This window comes from Rhodococcus aerolatus (assembly GCF_054783215.1).
This window is the reverse complement of sequence record NZ_BAAGQZ010000005.1, coordinates 177,961-197,851: the sequence shown is the minus strand read 5'-3', so window position 1 is coordinate 197,851 and position 19,891 is coordinate 177,961. Positions and strand designations below refer to the sequence as shown.

The 19,891-nt window shown below is 74.7% G+C and carries 17 protein-coding genes and 1 riboswitch; of the genes, 8 read left to right on the top strand and 9 right to left on the bottom strand.

The genetic code is table 11. The features are described from left to right. Positions 1 to 225: hypothetical protein (locus ACYVOF_RS04310; protein WP_460864276.1), on the bottom strand; the 225-nt coding region annotated here is incomplete at its 3' end. A 123-nt stretch (positions 226 to 348) separates the two neighbouring features. Between ACYVOF_RS04310 and ACYVOF_RS04305 the strand changes: the two genes are divergently transcribed. The 4 genes from ACYVOF_RS04305 to ACYVOF_RS04290 are packed head-to-tail and all read left to right on the top strand — an operon-like array spanning position 349 to position 3,647. Next, positions 349 to 1,797 (top strand): glycoside hydrolase family 5 protein, encoded by a 1,449-nt coding sequence (locus tag ACYVOF_RS04305; RefSeq protein WP_460864275.1) that lies wholly within the window; start codon positions 349 to 351, stop codon positions 1,795 to 1,797. A 26-nt stretch (positions 1,798 to 1,823) separates the two neighbouring features. Next, positions 1,824 to 2,459: a pentapeptide repeat-containing protein gene (locus ACYVOF_RS04300; RefSeq protein ID WP_460864274.1), complete on the top strand. Its 636-nt coding sequence runs from the start codon at positions 1,824 to 1,826 to the stop codon at positions 2,457 to 2,459. A 34-nt stretch (positions 2,460 to 2,493) separates the two neighbouring features. After that, a complete protein-coding gene (locus ACYVOF_RS04295) occupies positions 2,494 to 3,351 on the top strand; it encodes a bifunctional methylenetetrahydrofolate dehydrogenase/methenyltetrahydrofolate cyclohydrolase (protein ID WP_460864273.1) in 858 nt (285 codons plus the stop codon). Beyond that, complete coding sequence (locus ACYVOF_RS04290; RefSeq protein WP_460864272.1) at positions 3,348 to 3,647, top strand: DUF3017 domain-containing protein; 300 nt, start codon at positions 3,348 to 3,350, stop codon at positions 3,645 to 3,647. The genes ACYVOF_RS04295 and ACYVOF_RS04290 overlap by 4 nt, the downstream gene beginning before the upstream one ends. A gap of 7 nt (positions 3,648 to 3,654) precedes the next feature. Here the strand turns inward: ACYVOF_RS04290 and metX are convergent, their stop codons facing one another. After that, a complete protein-coding gene (gene metX / locus ACYVOF_RS04285) occupies positions 3,655 to 4,755 on the bottom strand; it encodes a homoserine O-acetyltransferase MetX (protein WP_460864304.1) in 1,101 nt (366 codons plus the stop codon). 41 nt (positions 4,756 to 4,796) lie between these two features. Next, positions 4,797 to 6,089: a bifunctional o-acetylhomoserine/o-acetylserine sulfhydrylase gene (locus tag ACYVOF_RS04280; protein ID WP_460864303.1), complete on the bottom strand. Its 1,293-nt coding sequence runs from the start codon at positions 6,087 to 6,089 to the stop codon at positions 4,797 to 4,799. Between the two features lie 119 nt (positions 6,090 to 6,208). After that, positions 6,209 to 6,325, bottom strand: a riboswitch (SAM riboswitch). Between the two features lie 47 nt (positions 6,326 to 6,372). Between ACYVOF_RS04280 and ACYVOF_RS04275 the strand changes: the two genes are divergently transcribed. Continuing rightward, positions 6,373 to 7,926, top strand: coding sequence for an alpha/beta fold hydrolase (locus tag ACYVOF_RS04275; RefSeq protein WP_460864271.1), 1,554 nt, complete (start codon positions 6,373 to 6,375; stop codon positions 7,924 to 7,926). A 1-nt stretch (position 7,927) separates the two neighbouring features. Here the strand turns inward: ACYVOF_RS04275 and ACYVOF_RS04270 are convergent, their stop codons facing one another. The 3 genes from ACYVOF_RS04270 to ACYVOF_RS04260 all read right to left on the bottom strand — a co-directional run bounded on the left by ACYVOF_RS04270 (position 7,928) and on the right by ACYVOF_RS04260 (position 12,289). Continuing rightward, positions 7,928 to 8,944, bottom strand: coding sequence for an alcohol dehydrogenase (locus ACYVOF_RS04270; protein ID WP_460864270.1), 1,017 nt, complete (start codon positions 8,942 to 8,944; stop codon positions 7,928 to 7,930). A 42-nt stretch (positions 8,945 to 8,986) separates the two neighbouring features. Then, positions 8,987 to 9,979 carry a malate dehydrogenase gene (locus ACYVOF_RS04265; protein ID WP_460864269.1) on the bottom strand — a complete coding sequence of 331 codons (993 nt, stop codon included), beginning with the start codon at positions 9,977 to 9,979 and terminating at the stop codon, positions 8,987 to 8,989. A 96-nt stretch (positions 9,980 to 10,075) separates the two neighbouring features. Beyond that, positions 10,076 to 12,289 carry an NADP-dependent isocitrate dehydrogenase gene (locus ACYVOF_RS04260; RefSeq protein ID WP_460864268.1) on the bottom strand — a complete coding sequence of 738 codons (2,214 nt, stop codon included), beginning with the start codon at positions 12,287 to 12,289 and terminating at the stop codon, positions 10,076 to 10,078. 236 nt (positions 12,290 to 12,525) lie between these two features. On the opposite strand from ACYVOF_RS04260, the gene ACYVOF_RS04255 reads away from it, so the two are divergent. The 3 genes from ACYVOF_RS04255 to yhjD are packed head-to-tail and all read left to right on the top strand — an operon-like array spanning position 12,526 to position 15,872. After that, a complete protein-coding gene (locus ACYVOF_RS04255) occupies positions 12,526 to 13,725 on the top strand; it encodes an MFS transporter (protein WP_460864267.1) in 1,200 nt (399 codons plus the stop codon). A gap of 21 nt (positions 13,726 to 13,746) precedes the next feature. After that, the gene (gene trpS, locus ACYVOF_RS04250; RefSeq protein WP_460864266.1) at positions 13,747 to 14,766 is read left to right on the top strand and encodes a tryptophan--tRNA ligase; all 1,020 of its coding nucleotides are present in this window, start codon (positions 13,747 to 13,749) and stop codon (positions 14,764 to 14,766) included. Beyond that, on the top strand, positions 14,763 to 15,872 hold the full coding sequence (gene yhjD, locus ACYVOF_RS04245) for an inner membrane protein YhjD (protein ID WP_460864265.1): 1,110 nt from the start codon (positions 14,763 to 14,765) through the stop codon (positions 15,870 to 15,872). Before trpS ends, yhjD begins: the two co-directional genes overlap by 4 nt. Here the strand turns inward: yhjD and ACYVOF_RS04240 are convergent. From ACYVOF_RS04240 to sdhA, 3 genes are all read right to left on the bottom strand, one after another. Further along, positions 15,847 to 17,154 (bottom strand): D-alanyl-D-alanine carboxypeptidase family protein, encoded by a 1,308-nt coding sequence (locus ACYVOF_RS04240; RefSeq protein ID WP_460864264.1) that lies wholly within the window; start codon positions 17,152 to 17,154, stop codon positions 15,847 to 15,849. The two genes, yhjD and ACYVOF_RS04240, sit on opposite strands and share 26 nt — an antisense overlap. A gap of 32 nt (positions 17,155 to 17,186) precedes the next feature. Then, a complete protein-coding gene (locus ACYVOF_RS04235) occupies positions 17,187 to 17,894 on the bottom strand; it encodes a succinate dehydrogenase iron-sulfur subunit (protein WP_460864302.1) in 708 nt (235 codons plus the stop codon). A 224-nt stretch (positions 17,895 to 18,118) separates the two neighbouring features. Further along, positions 18,119 to 19,870 (bottom strand): succinate dehydrogenase flavoprotein subunit, encoded by a 1,752-nt coding sequence (sdhA, locus tag ACYVOF_RS04230; protein ID WP_460864263.1) that lies wholly within the window; start codon positions 19,868 to 19,870, stop codon positions 18,119 to 18,121. Positions 19,871 to 19,891 lie beyond the last annotated feature (21 nt).

Here is a 19,891-nt window from a genome sequence, read left to right as displayed (position 1 = left end):
GGCCGCGACGTGCGCGCGGCGCAGCGCCGCGAACGCCTCGCGCGCGGCGGGGGGCGGGGCGAGCGGGCGGCCGGTGCCGTCGGCCAGCTCGACGGTGGCGTCCTGCTCGGCGAAGGGCCCCACCCGGCGGTGCCCGACGGCCGCGGCGCGCCAGCCGGGCGGGCAGGCCGCCAGCAGTGCGGCCACCACCTCGGCCGTCGCCCGCCGCGTCGCGTCGTCGCTCACCCCCCGATCCTCGCCCATCGGTGCCCCTGCCCGGCAGTCCGGACCCCGCGGGACGGCGACTCGGCACGTCGCGCAGCGTGCGTCTACGGTCACCCTGCGCACCCACCCACCGCGAGGAGACCCGTGAACGACGCCCGGTCCCGCCTCGTCCCCGTCGTCGTCGCCACCGTCGCGGCTCTCGTCCTCGCGCTCGCGGCCCTCGTCGTCCCCACCGCCGCCGCCACGACCGCCGCAGCCGCCGTCGCGACGCCACCGCCCTCCGTCGACGTCCGCGACGGCCGGCTCGTCGACGCCGCCGGCACCCCGCTCGTGCTGCGCGGGGTCAACCGCTCGGGCACCGAGTACGCCTGCGCCCAGGGGTGGGGCCTGTCCGACGGGCCGCTGACGCCCGCGTCCGTCGCCGCCATGCGGACTTGGGCCGTCGACGCGGTGCGGGTGCCCCTCAACGAGGCCTGCTGGCTCGGCCTGCCCTCGGTCGACCCGGCGCTGGGCGGACGCGCCTACCAGGACGCGGTCCGCGCCTACGTGGGCGTGCTGCACGACGCCGGCATGGTCGCCGTGCTCGACCTGCACTGGAGCGCCCCCGGGGACGAGCCGGCGCTCGGCCAGCAGCCCATGGCCGACGCCGACCACTCCCCGGCCTTCTGGACGTCGGTGGCCACCACCTTCCGCGACGACCCCGCGGTGCTGCTCGACCTGGTCAACGAGCCGCACGGCATCAGCTGGGCCTGCTGGCGCGACGGCTGCGACACCCCCGGCTACCGCACGGCGGGGATGCAGTCGCTGGTCGACGCGGTGCGCGCGACCGGGGCGCGCCAGCCGCTGCTCCTCGCCCCGCTCGGTCACGCCAGCGCGGTCGGCGGACCCGAGGAGGGCGGGTCCGACCCCGCGCAGGGCTGGCTCGCCTGGCGCCCGGTGGACCCGCTCGACCGGCTCGTCCTGTCCTGGCACGTCTACGACTTCTCCGGGTGCTCGACGCGCTCGTGCTGGGACGCCACCGTGGCCCCCGTCGCCGCGCAGGTCCCGGTGGTGCTCGGCGAGGTGGGCGAGACCGACTGCGCCACCGGGTTCGTCACCGCGCTGCTCGACTGGTCCACCGCCCACGGGATCTCGACCTTCGGCTGGGCGTGGAACGCCACCGGCGACCCGTGCGGCGCGGGCGGGCCGTCCCTGGTCCGCGACTACGACGGCACGCCGACGGTGTGGGGCGCCGCGGTGCGCGACCACTACCGCGCGCTCGCCGCCGGCACCCCGGCGCAGGCCCCGACGCTGGACCCGGTGCCCGCCACCGCGGTCGGGGTGCCCACCCTGCTGCGGGCGCGGGTACCCGCGGGGCCGGCGGTGTCGTTCTCCGACGGCGCGGCACCCCTGCCCGGCTGCACCGACCGGCCGGTCCGCGCCGGGGCCGCGACCTGCGTGGCCACGTTCCGCACCGCGGGCCCGCGCACCGTCGGTGTCACCGCGGCCGGCGGCACCGGGGGCGGGCCGGTCGACGTCGCCGCCACCCCGACCCTGCTCCAGCTGCTCACCGGGCTGCTCGTCGGCCTCGGCCACGCGCTCGGCCTGGTCTGACGGGGCCCCGTGCCAGGATCGGCCCCGTGGCCGACGCACGCGGGACCGACGACCTCGCGGGCGACGCGGACCTTCTCGACCTCGACCTCGCCGACCTCGACCGCCCCGGCCTGGTGTGGGCCGACCGGGCGGTGACCGGCTGCACCTTCGCCGACTCCGACCTCTCCGGGATGGTCACCGAGCGGGTCGTGTTCACGGGCTGCGACTTCACCGGGACCGACCTGCGGGGGAGCACCCACACCGGTTCGGCGTTCCGCTCCTGCACCTTCGAGCGCACCCAGCTGACCCGGGTGGTGCTGCGGTACTGCTCGTTGCTGGGGTCCACGCTGCGCGACGTCCGGGTCCGTCCCGCCGAGCTCGTCGAGGTCGACCTGACGTTGGCCTCGCTCGGCGGGGTCGACCTGCGGGAGCTCGACCTGACCGACGCCCGGCTGCGCGAGGCCAACCTCGTCGGTGCGGACCTGCGCGGCGCGGTGCTGCGCGGCGCCGACCTCCGCGGCGCCCGCACCTCGGGCACCCGGCTGGAGGAGGCCGACCTGCGCGGCGCGCTCGTCGGCGCCGACCTGTGGACGTCGGCCCGCACCCGCGGGGCCCGCGTCGGCGTCGAGCAGGCGCTGGCCCACGCCGCGGCGCTGGGGCTGGTGGTCGACGCCGCCGGGTGAGGGGCGCGGCGGCCCCACCTGCGAGACTGGGCCCGTGAGTGCCACCACCCTCGACGGCCGGACCACCCGGGACGAGATCTTCGCCGACCTGACCGAGCGGGTCGCCGCGCTGACCGCCGCCGGGCGCACCCCGGGGCTGGGCACGGTGCTCGTCGGGGACGACCCGGGCAGCCACGCCTACGTGCGCGGCAAGCACAACGACTGCGCCAAGGTGGGCATCACCAGCCTGCGCCGGGACCTGCCGGCCGACGTCAGCACCGAGGAGCTGCACGCGGCGATCGACGAGCTCAACGCCGACCCGGCGTGCACCGGCTACATCGTCCAGCTCCCGCTGCCCGCCCACCTCGACGAGGTCGCCGCGCTCGAGCGCATCGACCCCGGCAAGGACGCCGACGGCCTGCACCCGACCAACCTGGGCCGCCTCGTCCTCGGTGAGCCCGCCCCGCTGCCCTGCACCCCCCGGGGCATCGTGGCCCTGCTGCGCCGCTACGACGTGCCTCTGGCCGGGGCCCGGGTGGCCGTCGTCGGGCGCGGCGTCACCGTCGGCCGCCCGCTGGGGCTGCTGCTCACCCGCCGCACCGAGAACGCGACGGTCACCCTGTGCCACACCGGGACCCGTGACCTCGCCGCCGAGCTGGGCCGCGCCGACGTCGTCGTCGCCGCGGCCGGCGTGCCGCACCTGGTGACCGCCGACATGGTCGCCCCGGGGGCCGCCGTGCTCGACGTGGGCGTCTCCCGCACGGAGGACGGCCTCGTCGGCGACGTGCACCCCGACGTCGCCGAGGTGGCCGGGTTCCTCTCCCCGAACCCCGGCGGGGTGGGCCTGATGACCCGGGCCATGCTGCTGGTCAACGTGGTGGAGCGGGCCGAGGCGCTCGCCGCCGGGGCGTGACGGGCACGCGGCACCCGCCGCGGACGGGCGGGTGGCGGGTCCACGTGCCGTTCGCCGTCGTCCTGCTGGTCGTCCTGGCCGCCTTCGCGCTCGTGGCCACCGACCGGTGGCGGCGCGGGGCCACGGTGCTGGGCGCCGCGCTCGTGCTCGCCGCGGGCCTGCGGGCCCTGCTGTCCGAGGAGCGGGCCGGGCTGCTCGCGGTCCGCGCCCGCATCCCCGACGTGCTGGTCTACGGCGGGCTCGGCGTGGCCCTGGTCGGCCTGGCCGCGTCCATCGACTCCCTCGGCACCGGCTGAGCGCGGCTCAGGACAGGGCGACCGTCTCGCGCAGCAGCGCCGCCACCGCGTCCTGCTCGACGAGGAACCCGTCGTGGCCGAACGGGGACGTCACCACCCGCAGGCCCGCGCAGGTCGGCACGGCCGCGGCGATCTCGGCCTGCAGCCGCAGCGGGTAGAGCCGGTCGGAGTCGACCCCGGCCACGACCACGGGCACCCGCACCCCGCCCAGCGCGGCCGCGAGCCCCCCGCGGTCCCGGCCCACGTCGTGGGTGTTCATCGACCGGGTCAGGGTGACGTAGCTGGCCGGGTCGAACCGCTCGACGAGCTTGCGCGCCTGGTGGTCGAGGTAGCTCTGCACCGCGTAGCGCCCGCCGTGCGCCGGGTCCTCGCCCTGCTGCGGCCGCGCGCCGAAGCGCTCGTCGAGCTCGACCTCCCCGCGGTAGCTGAGGTGGGCGACCCGACGCGCGATGCCCATGCCGACCTCGGGGCGCACCCCGGTGCCGTGGTAGTCCCCGCCCCGCCACGCCGGGTCGTTCTCGATGGCCATGACCTGGGCGGTCTGCAGCCCGATCTGGTCCGCCGTGGCCCGGGCCCCCGTGGCGAGGACCAGGGCCGAGCGCACCCGGTCGGGGTGACCGACGGCCCACTCCAGGGCGCGCATGCCGCCCATCGAGCCCCCGACCACGGCGGCGAAGCTGCCGATGCCGAGCGCGTCGGCCAGGGCGACCTCGGCCGCGACCTGGTCGCGGACGGTGATGTCGGGGAAGCGCGACCCCCAGGGCGCGCCGTCCGGGGCGGTGGAGCCGGGCCCGGTGGTGCCGCGGCACCCGCCGAGCACGTTCGCCGCCACCACGAGGAAGCGGTCGGTGTCGAGGGCGGCCCCGGGCCCGACCAGCCCGTCCCACCAGCCGGGGGAGGGGTGGTCGGGGCCGGCGGGCCCGACGACGTGGGAGTCCCCGGTCAGCGCGTGCAGCACCAGCACCACGTTGGACCGGTCGGCGGCGAGCCGGCCCCACGCCTGCAGGGCGACCGCCACGTCGGGCACCACCACGCCGGACCCGAGGGTGACGTCGCCGACGGCGACCGTGCGCAGCTCGCCCCGCTGCTCGTCGTCACCGACGAGCAGCGGGGTCGGCGGGTGCACCGAGCCGCGCGTCACCGGCGTCGTCAGCCGGCTGCGGCGGCGAGGCCGGTGCGCAGGTCGCCCAGGATGTCCTCGATGCCCTCCAGGCCCACGGCGAGCCGGACCAGGCCGGGGGTCACGCCGGAGGCGAGCTGCTCCTCGGGGGTCAGCTGGGAGTGCGTCGTCGAGGCCGGGTGGATGACCAGCGAGCGGACGTCGCCGATGTTGGCGACGTGGCTGTGCAGGGTGAGCGCGTTGACGAAGCGCTTGCCGGCGTCGACCCCGCCGTCCAGCTCGAACGCGAGCACCGCGCCCGCCCCGCGCGGGGCGAGCTCCTGCCCGCGGGCGTACCACGGCGAGGACTCGAGCCCGGCGTAGGCCACCGAGGTCACGCCGTCGTGGCCCTGCAGGAACTGCGCCACCGCGGTCGCGTTCTGCACGTGGCGCTCCATGCGCAGGCTGAGCGTCTCGATGCCCTGGGCGATGAGGAACGCGTTGAACGGGGACACCGCGGCGCCGAGGTCGCGGAGCAGCTGCACCCGCGCCTTGAGCGCGTAGGCGGGCGCACCGAGGTCGGCGAACCGGACCCCGTGGTAGCTCGGGTCGGGCTCGGTGAAGCCGGGGAAGCGCCCCTGGGTCCAGTCGAAGGTGCCGCCGTCGACGATGACCCCGGCGATCGCGGTGCCGTGCCCGCCCAGGTACTTGGTGGCGGAGTGCACGACGACGTCGGCGCCGTGGGCGAGCGGGTTGATGAGGTACGGCGTGGCGACGGTGTTGTCGACGATGAGCGGGATGCCCTCGGCGTGCGCGACGCCGGAGACGCCCGGGATGTCGAACACGTCGTTCTTCGGGTTGGAGATCGTCTCGCCGTAGAAGGCCTTGGTGGTGGGCCGGACCGCGGCCCGCCACTGCTCGAGGTCGTCGGGGTCGTCGACGAAGCTGACCTCGACGCCCAGCTTGGGCAGCGTGTAGTGGAACAGGTTGTAGGTGCCGCCGTAGAGCCGCGGGCTGGAGACGACGTGGTCGCCCGCGCCGGCGATGTTCAGCACGGCCATCGTCTCCGCGGCCTGGCCCGAGGCGGTGAGCAGCGCGGCCACGCCGCCCTCGAGCGCGGCGATGCGCTGCTCCACCGCGTCCTGGGTGGGGTTCATGATCCGGGTGTAGATGTTGCCCGGCTCGGTGAGGCCGAACAGCGCTGCGGCGTGGTCGGTGTCGCGGAACGCGTAGCTCGTGGTCTGGTAGATCGGCAGCGCGCGGGCGCCGGTGCTCGCGTCGGGGCTCTGCCCGGCGTGGATCTGCTTGGTCTCGAAGCTCCAGCCGGCGCTGGGGTCGGCCAGCGCGGCCTGGTCGAGCTCGCCGGTGGGGTCCGGGGTGGGGACCGTGTCGTCGGCGGTGGGGGTGGAGCCGTCAGGGGTGCTCACAGGTCTGGGACCTCCGTGATCAGGGGGCCCGCCAGGGCCCGCGCTTGCCGTCCGGCACCTCACCGGACGACCAGGTCGTCTCCCGGGGCACCCCACCGCGGTTGGAGGGTTGCCGGCCAGCGAGCCGGGGCTTGACGCTGGCGCTCATGACCTGCCGGACACCCTAGCCGCCGCCGCGACGCGTGCGACAGTGGAGGGCGTGTCGCGACCCCCCGCCCGCCGCGGCCGCAGCACCGCGGGCGTCGTCCTGGCGCTGCTGGTGCTGCTGGGCGGCTGCGGCACCCCCGCGGTCGCGCTGCCCCCCACCCCGTCCGGCGTGCTCACCGCGGACGGTGCGCGCGTGTCCCTCTCGGCCTGGGAGCCGTGCGGCGACGGGGCCCGGTGCGCGTCGGTCTCCGTCCCGCTGGACTGGTCGCAGCCGTCGGGGGACCGGATCAGCGTCGGCCTGGCCCTGCGGCCGGCCGACGACCAGGCCCACAAGCTGGGCACGGTGCTGTTCAACCCGGGCGGGCCGGGTGGGCAGGGGGCCGCGGACGTCGCCGGCGCGGGCGCCCCCGGCTTCCCCGGCGGGCTGGGGGACCGCTTCGACGTGGTCGGCCTCGACCAGCGCGGGGTGGGCTCGTCCGTCCCCCAGGTCCGCTGCCCGGTGGCCCCGGTCGACCCGACGCTCTCCACCACCCCCAGCGACCAGGCCGGCCTGGACGCGCTGGTCGCCCACGACCGGGCCGTGGCGGCCGGCTGCCGGGCGGCCACGGGCCCGCTGCTCGACCACGTCGACAGCCGCAGCGCCGCCCACGACGTCGAGGCCGTCCGGGTGGTCCTCGGCCTGGACTCGGTGCGGTGGCTGGGCCTGTCCTACGGCACCCTGCTGGGGCTGGCCTACGCCGAGCTGCACCCCGACCGGGTGGCGTCGATGGTCCTGGACGGCCCGGTGGACCACGCGGTGGGCGCCGCCGGGCTCACCGACGCCGAGGACCGCTCGACGCAGACCGCGCTGGCCCGGTTCGCGGCCTGGTGCGACACCGCGGACGAGTGCCCGCTCGACGACGCCGCCGCGCAGTACCGCCAGGTGCTCGCCGAGGCCGACGCCGGCCCGCTGCCGACCGGGCTCGACCCGGCCGGGATCACGGCCGAGCAGGTCGGCCGGGCCACCTTTGGCTACCTGCAGGACCCCTCGCAGTGGCCCGCGCTGGGCACGGCGATCGCGGAGGCGCTGGGTGGCGACGCGGCCGGCTTCGCGCCGGACCCGGCGGGCGGGCCGCAGCCCGACCCGGCCCAGGCCGTCACCGACCCGCTCGACCCGGAGGACGGGGTCGCCCCCACCGCGGCGGCGGCGTACCGGGCGGTGGTGTGCCAGGACCTGCCCAGCGACCTCACCGACCTGGCGGACGTGCGTGACCGGCTGGCCGCGCTCACCGCCGCCGCCCCCGACGTGCGCGGCCAGGTCGAGGGGTGGGGGGTCGAGACGGGCTGCCTGGGCTGGCCGGGGGACCCCGCGTACCCGCCGCAGGACTCGGGACCCGTGTCCCCGGCGACCCCGGTGCTCGTGGTCGCGGGTGACGCCGACCCCACCACCCCGCTGTCGCTGGCCCCCGCGCTGGTGGACCGGGTGCGCGGCGCGGTGGTCCTGCCGACCGGGGTCGACGGGCACACCGCGTACTTCAGCGGCGACGACTGCGTGGCCGACGCGGTCGTCGCCCACCTCACCGACCCGGGCACGCCACCCCCGGCGGCGTGCCCGGGCGGGGGGTGAGTCAGGCGCCGGTGGTCAGCACCACGCGGAAGCGGGCGTCGCCGCTCATCATCCGCGCGTAGCCCTCCGCGGCCTGCTCGAGCGGGTAGGTCTCGACCATCGGCCGCACGTCCTGCAGCGCGCTGAACCTCAGGGTGTCCTCGGAGTCCTTCGAGGTGCCCGAGGCGTGCCCGGCGACGGTGGTGCTGCCCGGGATCAGCGCGAACGGCGGGATCTGCATCGGGTCGGCCGAGGCGCCGACCACGACCATGGTGCCGCGGGGGCGCAGCCCGGCGACGGCGGCGCTCATCGCGTCGGGCGCGGTGACGGTGGCGAGGATGGTCTGCGCACCCCCGAGGGCCTGCAGCGCCTCGGCGACGTCCTCGCTGGTGGAGTCGACGTAGTGGTGCGCGCCGAGCTCGAGGGCCTGCGCCTTCTTGTCGGTGCCGCGGGCGATGGCCACGGTCTCGAAGCCCATCCGTCGGGCGTACTGCACGCCGAGGTGGCCGAGGCCGCCGACGCCGAGGATCGCGACCAGGTCGCCCGGGCGGGCGCCGGACTCGCGCAGCGCGTTGAAGGTGGTGATGCCGGCGCACAGCAGGGGGGCGGCGTCGACCGCGGCGAGGTCGTCGGGCACGGCGGCCAGCGCGTCCTTCGGCACGACGACGTGGTCGGCGTAGCCGCCGTCGAACGCGATGCCGGGGACCTGGCCGTTGACGCAGCTGATCATGTCGCCGCGCCGGCACGGGTCGCAGTGCCCGCAGGCGCCGCCGAACCAGCCCACGCCGACGCGCTGGCCGACCTCCCAGGGGTGCACGTCCTCGCCGACGGCCTCGATGTGCCCGGCGATCTCGTGCCCGGGCACCCGGGGGTACTCCACCGGCATGCCGCCCTCGACGGTGAGGGAGTCGGAGTGGCAGACCCCGCAGGCCTCGACCCGGACCAGCACCTCACCGCGGCCGGGGGAGCGCACCTCGCGCTCCACCAGCTCGAGGGCCTCGCCGGCCCCGGACACCTGGACTGCTCGTGACGTCGTCATGGCACCCACCGCACCACCCGCGGCGGTGGTGCGCCACCGGAGTCAGCCGAGCAGGCCCATCCCGGCCACGGCGTCGCGCTCCTCGGCCAGCTCGGCGACGCTGGCGTCGATGCGGCCGCGGGAGAACTCGTCGATCTCGAGGCCCTGGACGATCGAGTACTCCCCGCCCGAGCAGGTGACGGGGAACGACGAGATGAGGCCCTCGGGCACGCCGTAGGAGCCGTCGGAGGGCACGGCCATGGAGACCCAGTCGCCGTCCGGGGTGCCGAGCACCCAGTCGTGCACGTGGTCGACCGCGGCCGAGGCGGCGCTGGCCGCGGAGGACGAGCCGCGGGCCTCGATGATCGCCGCGCCTCGCTTCTGCACGGTGGGGATGAACTCGGACTCCAGCCACTGCTGGTCGCCGACGGCCTCGGCGGCGTTGCGCCCGGCCACCTCGGCGTGGAACACGTCCGGGTACTGGGTGGCCGAGTGGTTGCCCCAGATGGTCATCTTCGCGATGTCGGTGACGGGGGTGCCGGTGCGCTTGGACAGCTGGGCCAGGGCGCGGTTGTGGTCGAGCCGGGTCATGGCCGTGAACCGCTCCTGCGGGACGCCCGCGGCGTTGTTCATCGCGATGAGCGCGTTGGTGTTGGCCGGGTTGCCGACGACGAGCACCTTGAGGTCGTCGGCCGCGCGCTCGGCCAGCGCCTTGCCCTGCACGGTGAAGATGGCGCCGTTGGCCTCGAGCAGGTCGCCGCGCTCCATGCCCTTGGTGCGGGGCCTGGAGCCGACGAGCAGGGCGATGTTGGCGCCGTCGAAGGCCGTGCCCGCGTCGTCGCTGATGTCGATGCCCGCCAGCAGCGGGAACGCGCCGTCGTCGAGCTCCATCGCCACGCCCTCGGCCGCCCCGAGGGCCGGGGTGATCTCCAGCAGCGACAGCTGGACGGGCGTGTCGGGCCCGAGCAGGGCACCGCTGGCGATGCGGAACAGCAGGCTGTAGCCGATCTGGCCGGCCGCACCGGTGACGGCGACGGTGACGGGTGAGGTGCTCAAGCGGGGCTCCCGGGGGGCTCGTGGTGCGGGCTGCTGGTGCGCTGTGAGGTGCGCCACCGACGCTATCAACCCCGTGGGCCCCGTGGGCCCCGCCGCCTAGAAGTCCGCCAGCGTCGCGTCGAGGGTGGCGCTGGGCCGCATCGCCGCGTCGGTCTTGACGCGGTCGACGTGGTAGTAGCCGCCCAGGTCCACCGGGCTGCCCTGCACCGCGGCGAGCTCGCCGACGATGGTGTCCTCCTGCTCGGCCAGCGTGGCCGCGAGGTCGGCGAACAGCCCGGCCAGCTCGGTGTCCTCGGACTGCGCCGCGATGGCCTGCGCCCAGTACAGGGCCAGGTAGAAGTGGCTGCCCCGGTTGTCGATCTCGCCGACCTTGCGCGACGGGGAGCGGCCCTCGGCGAGCAGCCGGCCCGTGGCCTCGTCGAGGGTGCGGCCGAGCACGCCCGCACGGGGGTTGTCGGTCTTGTCGGCGAGGAACTCCAGCGAGACGGCCAGGGCGAGGAACTCCCCGAGCGAGTCCCAGCGCAGGTGGTTCTCCCGCACCAGCTGCTGGACGTGCTTCGGCGCCGATCCGCCCGCCCCGGTCTCGAACAGCCCGCCGCCGTTCATGAGCGGGACGATGGAGAGCATCTTCGCGCTGGTGCCCAGCTCGAGGATGGGGAAGAGGTCGGTGAGGTAGTCGCGCAGCACGTTGCCGGTCACCGAGATGGTGTCCTCGCCGCGGCGGACCCGGTCCAGGGTGTAGCGGGTGGCGGCGGCGACGTCCATGACCTCGACGGTGAGGCCGTCGGTGTCCAGCTCGTCGAGCCGGGCGCGGACCTTGGCCAGCACCTCCGCGTCGTGGGCGCGGGTCTCGTCGAGCCAGAACACCGCGGGGGCGCCGGTGGCCCGGGCGCGGTCGACGGCGAGCTCGACCCAGTTGCGCACGGGGGCGTCCTTGGTCTGGCAGGCGCGCCAGACGTCGCCGGCCTCGACCTCGTGGCTGAGCAGGGTGTCCCCGGCGGAGTCGACCACCCGCACGGTGCCCGCGGCCTCGATCTCGAACGTCTTGTCGTGGCTGCCGTACTCCTCGGCCTTCTGCGCCATGAGCCCGACGTTGGGGGTGGTGCCCATGGTGGTGGGGTCGAAGGCGCCGTGCTCGCGGCAGAAGTCCACGGTCTCGGCGTAGAGCGCGGCGTAGGAGGAGTCGGGGATGACGAAGAGGGTGTCCTGCTGCTCGTCGTCGCGGTTCCACATCTGCCCGGAGGTACGGATGGCCGCGGGCATGGAGGCGTCGATGATGACGTCGCTGGGGACGTGGAGGTTGGTGATGCCCTTGCCGGAGTCGACCATCGCGATGCGCGGGCCGGTCTCGTAGGACTCGGCGATCGCGGCCTCGACGGCCTCCCGCTTCTCCGGGGAGAGCTTCTCCAGCGCGGTGAGCACGCTGGCCAGGCCGTTGTTCGGGTTCGCGCCCACGGACTCCAGGTCCTCGCGGTGGCGGTCGAACACCTCGGAGAAGTAAGCGGTGACGGCGTGGCCGAACAGGATCGGGTCGGACACCTTCATCATCGTGGCCTTGAGGTGCACCGAGAACAGCACGCCGGCCTCCTTGGCTGCGGCGACCTGCTCGGCCAGGAACGCGTCCAGCGCGGCCGCGCGCATGACGGCGCCGTCCACGATCTCCCCGGCCAGCACCGGCAGCGACTCCTTGAGCACGGTGGTGCTCCCGTCGGCGGCGACGTGCTCGATGCGCAGCTCGTCGTCGTGCTCGAGGGTCACCGACGTCTCGGAGTGGCGGAAGTCGCCGTCGGTCATGGTGGCGACGCGGGAGCGCGAGTCCGACGACCACGCCCCCATGGAGTGCGGGTGCTCCCGGACGAAGCCCTTCACCGAGGCGGGGGCGCGGCGGTCGGAGTTGCCCTCGCGCAGCACCGGGTTGACGGCGCTGCCCTTCACCGCGTCGTAGGCGGTGCGGGCGGTGCGCTCCTCGTCGGTGGTGGGGCTGTCCGGGTAGTCGGGCACGTCGTAGCCCGCCTGCTGCAGCTCGGTGATGGCGGCCTTGAGCTGCGGCAGCGAGGCGCTGACGTTGGGCAGCTTGATGATGTTCGCGTCCGGCGTGGTGGCCAGCTCACCGAGCTCGGCCAGCGAGTCCGGCACCCGCTGGGCATCGGTGAGCCGGTCGGGGAACTGGGCCAGGATGCGCGCGGCCAGCGAGATGTCCCGGGTCTCCACCTCGACGCCGGCCTTGGCCGCGAAGGCCTCGAGCACGGGGAGGAGGGAGTGCGTCGCCAGGGCGGGCGCCTCGTCGGTGTAGGTGTAGATGACCTTCATCGCTGCTGCTGACCTGCCTGTCGCGTCGTCGTCAACCGGACGCCTGTCACGCTAGCCCGTCGGGACCCCCCGGCGCGCCCGGGTGGGTGAGCGGCACCACGACGGCACCGGGGCGGGAACACCCGGCCCGGGGCACGGGTTGCCACCTGACCGTGGGCGGTGCCGTCGCGCCACCCTCCCAGCTGTCCCGCGCCGCCGACGTCGCGCCCGCCCCGCGCCCGACCGGAGGTCCCCCCGTGCCGTCCACCCGTCCCCGTCTCGCCCTGCTGGCCCTGGCCCTGGGCGGCTTCGGCATCGGCACCACCGAGTTCGTGGCCATGGGTCTGCTGCCCGACATCGCCCGCGACCTCGACGTCACCCTGCCCGCGGCGGGCTCGGTCGTCTCCGCCTACGCCCTCGGGGTGGTCGTCGGCGCCCCGCTCATCGCGGCGCTCGCCGCCCGGGTGCCGCGGCGCACCCTGCTGGTGTGGCTGATGGTCGCCTACGGCGCGGGCAACCTGCTCACCACCGTGGTCGCCGGCTACCCGGCGGTGCTCCTCGCCCGCTTCCTCACCGGCCTGCCCCACGGCGCCTACTTCGGGGTCGCCGCGCTCACCGCGACGACGCTGGTGGCCCCGCACCGGCGCGCCAGCGCGGTGGCCACCGTCATGCTCGGGCTCTCGGTGGCCAACGTCGTCGGCGTGCCCGTCGCCACCGTCGTCGGCCAGCACGCCGGCTGGCGGGCCGCCTACCTCCTGGTGGCCGGGCTGGCCGCGCTCACCGTGGTCGCGCTGCTCGCCTGGGTGCCCGCCTCGGGGCCCTCGCGGTCCGGCGGCGTGGTGGCCGAGCTGGGCGCGCTGCGCCGGCCGCAGGTGCTCCTCGCGCTCGCGGTGGGCGTGGTCGGGTTCGGCGGCATGTTCGCCCTGTACACCTACATCTCCCCGGTCCTCACCCGCGTCAGCGGGCTGCCGGAGTCCGCGGTGCCGCTGGTGCTGGCCCTGTTCGGCCTCGGCATGGTCGTCGGCAACCTGGCCGGCGGACGCATCGCCGACCGGGCCCTGCTGCCGGGGCTGGTCGGGCTCATGGTCTGCCTGGCCGTCACCCTGGCCGCGTTCACCCTGGTGGCGGGCAACCCCGTGGCGGCGGTCGTCACCGTCGTGCTGGTCGCCGTGTCCGGCGCCGCCCTGGTCCCGGGGCTGCAGACCCGGCTGATGGACACCGCCGGTGACGCGCAGACCCTCGCGGCCGCCCTGAACCACTCCGCGCTCAACGTCGCCAACGCCCTCGGGGCGTGGCTGGGCGGCCTGGTCATCGCCGCGGGCCTGGGGTTCCGGGCCCCCGCCCTTCTCGGGGCCGGCCTGGCCGTGGCCGGGCTGGGCGTGCTGGCGGTGTCCGTCGCGGTCCAGCGGCGCAGCGACCGCCGCGAGGTGGCCGTGCGGGAGCCGGTCCCGGCCTAGGAGCCGTGACAGGATCGGGCCATGCGCGCCCGTGTCCTGTCCGGCATCCAGCCGACCGCCGACTCCTTCCACCTCGGCAACTACCTGGGGGCGCTCCGGCAGTGGGTGGCCCTGCAGGACGACCACGACGCGTTCTACTGCGTCGTCGACCTGCACGCGATCACCGTCGAGCAGGACCCGGCCGTGCTGCGCCGCCGCACCCGGGTCGCGGCCGCCCAGCTCCTTGCCCTCGGCGTCGACCCGCAGCGGTGCACCCTGTTCGTGCAGAGCCAGGTGCCCGAGCACGCCCAGCTCGCCTGGGTGCTGAGCTGCCTGACGGGGTTCGGCGAGGCCGCGCGGATGACCCAGTTCAAGGACAAGTCCGACAAGCAGGGTCGCGACCGCACGACCGTGGGGCTGTTCACCTACCCGGTGCTGCAGGCCGCGGACATCCTGCTGTACCAGGCGCACCGCGTCCCGGTCGGGGAGGACCAGCGCCAGCACCTCGAGCTGACCCGGGACCTCGCCACCCGGTTCAACGGCCGGTACGGGGACACCTTCGTGGTGCCCGAGCCGCACATCGTCACCGGCACGGCCAAGATCTACGACCTGCAGGAGCCGGGGTCGAAGATGAGCAAGTCCGCCTCGAGCCCCGCCGGCATCGTCGACCTGCTCGACGAGCCCCGCGTCTCGGCGAAGAAGATCCGCTCCGCGGTCACCGACACCGGCCGTGACGTGCTCTTCGACGCCGAGGCCAAGCCCGGGGTGTCGAACCTGCTGACCATCCACGCCGCGCTCTCGGGCACCCCCGTGCCCGAGCTGGAGCAGCGCTTCGCCGGGCGCGGCTACGGCGACCTGAAGAAGGAGGTGGCCGAGGTGGTCACGGACCTCGTCACGCCCCTGCGCGACACCGTCGCGAGCCACCTCGACGACCCGGCCGAGCTCGACGCGGTGCTCGCCCGCGGCGCCGCCCGGGCCCGCGAGGTCGCCGCGCGCACCCTCGCCGACGTCTACGACCGGGTCGGCTTCCTCGCGCCCGTCACCGCCGGGGTGCCGGCGTGACCGCCCCCGGGGGCCCGCAGCGCCGGCTGGCCGCGCCCGAGCTCGAGCGCACCGGCCGCCGCGAGCGGACCACGGTGGAGCACGGGGCCACCGACCCGGGCGAGCCGTCGTTCCTGGACCGGCAGCGCGAGGCCCGGCCCTGGCTGGACCACCTCGTGCGCGCCGGCGGGCGCTACACCGACAACAAGGGCGACTACTTCGCCGCCGGCATCACCTACTACACGGTGCTGGCCCTCGTCCCCATCGTCATGGTCGCCTTCGCCGCCTTCGGGTTCGTGCTCGCCGGCAACCAGGACCTGCTCACCCAGGTGCAGGACAAGGTGGCCACGTCGGTCCCCGACAGCCTGAAGCAGATCGTCAGCGACCTGGTCACCACCGCGGTGGACCGCAAGAACAGCGTCGGCATCATCGGCCTCGTGCTGGCGCTGTACTCCGGGCTGGGGTGGATGTCGAACATCCGGGAGGCGCTCACCGCGCAGTGGGAGCAGCACGAGGACGACACGGGGTTCGTCAAGAAGAAGGCCGTGGACCTGCTCGCCCTTGTCGGGCTGTTCCTGGCCCTGGTCGTCTCGGTGGGACTCTCGACGATCGGCGGCGCCGGCACGTCGTTCGTGCTCGACCTGGTCAACCTCGAGGCGGTGCCCGGGGCCTTCCTGGTGACCCGGGTCGTGGCCATCGTGCTCAGCGTCGCCACCAGCTGGCTGATCTTCACCTGGGTCATCGCCAAGCTGCCGCGCGAGCCCGTGCCGACCCGGTCCGCGGTGCGGGCGGCGCTGCTCGCGGCGCTGGTGTTCGAGGTGTTCAAGCAGTTCGGTGGGCTCTACTTCTCCTCCGTCACCAACAACCCCGCGTTCAGCCTGTTCGGCCCGGTGCTGGGCATCCTCGTGCTGGTGTTCTTCTTCTCCCGCGTGCTCATCTTCGCCACCGCGTGGGCGGCGACGACGCAGGAGAGCCTCGACCAGGCCACGGTGCCGGTGCCCGGTCCGGCGGTGGTCATCACCCGGGTGCGGGTGGGCGGCAGTACCGGGCCCGCCGGGGCGCTGGCGCTGCTCGGCGCGGGGGCGGCGGCCGTGCTCGGGCTCACCTGGCGGCGTCGCCGCCGCTGACCCGGCTGCGTCGCCGGCGGCGCAGGAGGACGGCCGCGACGACGAGCACCACCGCGGCGCCGGCCAGCAGCAGCGCGAGCACGGTCGCCCCGCTGCGGGCGGCGGCCGGTGCGTCGTCCCGCACCCCGGACGCGGCGGCCGCGGAGGCGGTCGGGGTCGGGGTCGGGGTCACGGTCGGCTGCGGGGTCGTCGTGGGAGCGGCAGCGGCGGCGGGCGGGCCGTCGACGAGCGTGCCGACGGGCGCGGTGCCGGCGGGCAGACTGAAGCCCCAGTCGAGCAGCGCGGCGGCCTGCGCCACGGGCACCAGCGGGGCACGCTCCCCCCGCATGAGGGTCACCGCCAGCCGGCGCCCACCCCGCTCGGCCGCCCCGGCGAAGGTCTGCCGCGCGTCGTCGGTGAAGCCGTTCTTCGCCCCCAGCACCCCCGGGTAGTCGAGCACCAGCTGGTTGTCGTTGGCCACCAGGAACGGCGGCTTGTCGGCGTAGCCGGGGAACAGGGTCTCCCGGGTGCGGTTCAGCTCGGCGAAGCCGGGCACCGTCAGCGCGTGGCGCAGGAACAGCGCCAGGTCGTACGGCGAGGTCGACGTGCCCGGCGCGTCCAGGCCCGACGGGGTGACCACCCGGGTGTCGGTCGAGCCCAGCGACCGGGCGAGCTCGTTGGCCGCGGCCACCGTCTCGTCCACCCCGCCGAGCTGCACCGCCAGCGCGTGGGCGGCGTCGTTGCCCGAGGCGAGCAGCAGGCCGAGCACCAGGTCCCGGACGGTGTAGCGCCCGCCCGGGCCGATGCCGACCTCGCTGCCCTCCACGTCCGCGTCGGCCTGGGTGCCGGTGACCACCGTGTCGAGGTCGAGCCGGGACAGGGCCAGCGAGGCGGTGAGGAGCTTGATGGTGCTGGCGGGCCGGTAGCGGCCGTGCGGGTCCTTGGCCCCCAGCACCGCACCGGAGTCCAGGTCGACCACCACCCAGCCGGAGGCCGTGAGCCCGGCGGGGACGGGCGGGGCGCCGGCGGGCACGTCCACCCCGCAGGTCCCCAGCCCGCCGGTCGGGGGGTCCTGCACCGGCACCGGGGGAGGCACGGTCTGCCCCGGGGCGGGCACCTCGGAGGCGTCGGTCGGCGGCGCGGGCACCGTCGCGTACGGGCACGCGTCGGTGTTCGGCGTTGTGGTGGGCGGCGCGGTCGGCGTGACGGGGGGCGCCGGCGGCTGGGCCAGGGACACCGGTGCCCCCGCGAGGACCACCGCCCCCAGCAGCACGAGGGGGAGCAGCAGTCGACGCAGGGGCACGGGGCACGACCCTAGCGGGGCCGCACCGGGGGTCAGCGCGCGAACAGCAACGCGCGCTTGACCTCCTGGATCGCCTTGGTCACCTGGATGCCGCGGGGGCAGGAGTCGGTGCAGTTGAAGGTGGTGCGGCAGCGCCACACCCCCTCCTTGTCGTTGAGGATGTCGAGGCGCTCCTCGGCACCCTCGTCACGGCTGTCGAAGATGAAGCGGTGCGCGTTGACGATCGCCGCCGGGCCGAAGTAGCTGCCGTCGGACCAGTAGACCGGGCACGACGTGGTGCAGCAGGCGCAGAGGATGCACTTGGTGGTGTCGTCGAAGCGGTGCCGGTCGGCGGCCGACTGGATGCGCTCCCGGGTGGGGGAGTTGCCCGACGTCATGAGGAACGGCTTGACCGCCCGGTAGGCGTCGAAGAACGGCTCCATGTCGACGATGAGGTCCTTCTCCACGGGCAGGCCGCGGATCGGCTCGATCGTGATCGTGGTGTCGGAGCCCTTGTCCAGCATGTCGCGCATGAGGACCTTGCAGGCCAGCCGGTTGACCCCGTTGATGCGCATCGCGTCCGAGCCGCAGACCCCGTGCGCGCACGAGCGGCGGAAGGACAGGGTGCCGTCGAGGTACCACTTGACGTAGTGCAGCAGGTTGAGCAGGCGGTCGGTCTTCAGCGCCGGCACGGCGAAGCTGTCCCAGGACGCCTCCTCGCCCGAGCCGGCGTCGAAGCGCCGGATCTTGAGCGTGATCATGGTGGCCTCGTCGGGCACCGGGGGCAACGGCTGCTCCCCGGTGGACTCGCTCGGCGCGCGGACCGCGTCCGAGGTGGTCGACGGGTCGTCCGGGGTGATCTGGTCGATCGTGGAGCGGTCCGCCACCGACTCGTCGGACGGGTTGGCGTCGGCGGACGTCTCGTCGGTGCTCGACTCGTCGGTCGCCGACTCCGGGGTGGTCTCGGGCGTGCTGGCGTCGGCCATCAGTACTTGCGCTCCATGGGCTCGTAGCGGGTCTGCACCACCGGCTTCCAGTCCAGCCGGATGTCGGACATGAGCCCGTCGCCCTGCTTGTAGGCCATGGTGTGGCGCATGTAGTTGACGTCGTCGCGGTCGGGGTAGTCCTCCCGGGCGTGCCCGCCGCGGGACTCCTTGCGGTTCAGCGCGCCCTGCACGGTGACCTCGGCCATCTCGAGCAGGAAGCCGAGCTCGAGGGCCTCGAGCATGTCGGTGTTGTACCGCTTGCCCTTGTCCTGCACCGTGATCCGGCCGTAGCGCTCCTTGAGCGCCTGCACGTCGGTCAGCGCCTGCTTCAGCGTCTCCTCGGTGCGGAACACCGAGGCGTTGTTGTCCATCGACTGCTGCAGCTCGGTGCGGATGTCGGCGACGCGCTCGTGGCCGTGCTCGGAGAGCACCAGCTCGAGCCAGTCCTCGACCATCTTGGTCGGCTCCGCCGGCATCTCGGTGAACTCGACGGAGTTGGCGTGCTCGGCGGCGGCCATCCCGGCGCGACGGCCGAAGACGTTGATGTCGAGCAGGCTGTTGGTGCCCAGCCGGTTCGAGCCGTGCACCGAGACGCAGGCGCACTCGCCGGCGGCGTAGAGGCCCTTGACGATCGTGTCGTTGTCCGCCAGCACCTCGCCGCGGATCGTCGTCGGGATGCCGCCCATGACGTAGTGGCAGGTGGGGTAGACCGGGACGAGCTCGGTGAGCGGGTCCACCCCGAGGTAGGTGCGCGAGAACTCGGTGATGTCGGGGAGCTTCTCCTCCAGCACCTCCCGGCCCAGGTGCGTCACGTCGATGTAGACGTAGTCCTTGTTCGGGCCGGCCCCGCGGCCCTCGAGCACCTCGAGCACCATCGACCGGGCGACGATGTCGCGCGGCGCGAGGTCCTTGATGGTGGGGGCGTAGCGCTCCATGAACCGCTCGCCGTCGGCGTTGCGCAGGATGCCGCCCTCGCCGCGGACCGCCTCGGAGATGAGGATGCCCAGGCCGGCCAGGCCCGTCGGGTGGAACTGGTGGAACTCCATGTCCTCCAGCGGCAGGCCCTTGCGGAAGATGATGCTCATGCCGTCACCGGTCAGGGTGTGGGCGTTGGACGTGGTCTTGAAGATCCGGCCCGAGCCGCCGGTGGCGAAGACGATCGACTTCGCGTGGAAGACGTGCAGCTCGCCGGTGGCCATCTCGTAGCAGATGACGCCGGTGGCGACCTTGCCCTCGGGGGTGTCGGTCAGCGCGATGTCCAGCGCGTAGAACTCGTTGTAGAACTCGACGCCCTGCTTGACGCAGTTCTGGTACAGCGTCTGCAGGATCATGTGGCCGGTGCGGTCCGCGGCGTAGCAGGCCCGACGCACGGCGGCCTCGCCGTGGTTGCGGGTGTGCCCGCCGAAGCGGCGCTGGTCGATCTTGCCCTCGGGCGTGCGGTTGAACGGCAGGCCCATCTTCTCCAGGTCGAGCACCGCGTCGATGGCCTCCTTGGCCATGATCTCGGCGGCGTCCTGGTCGACCAGGTAGTCACCACCCTTGACGGTGTCGAAGGTGTGCCACTCCCAGTTGTCCTCCTCGACGTTGGCCAGGGCGGCGCACATGCCGCCCTGGGCCGCGCCGGTGTGGGACCGGGTCGGGTACAGCTTGGTCAGCACGGCGGTGCGCGCCTTGGGGCCCGACTCGATGGCGGCACGCATGCCCGCCCCGCCGGCCCCCACGATCACGACGTCGTAGCGGTGCTCCTGCACGTTGCTCAGCTCCTCGGTACG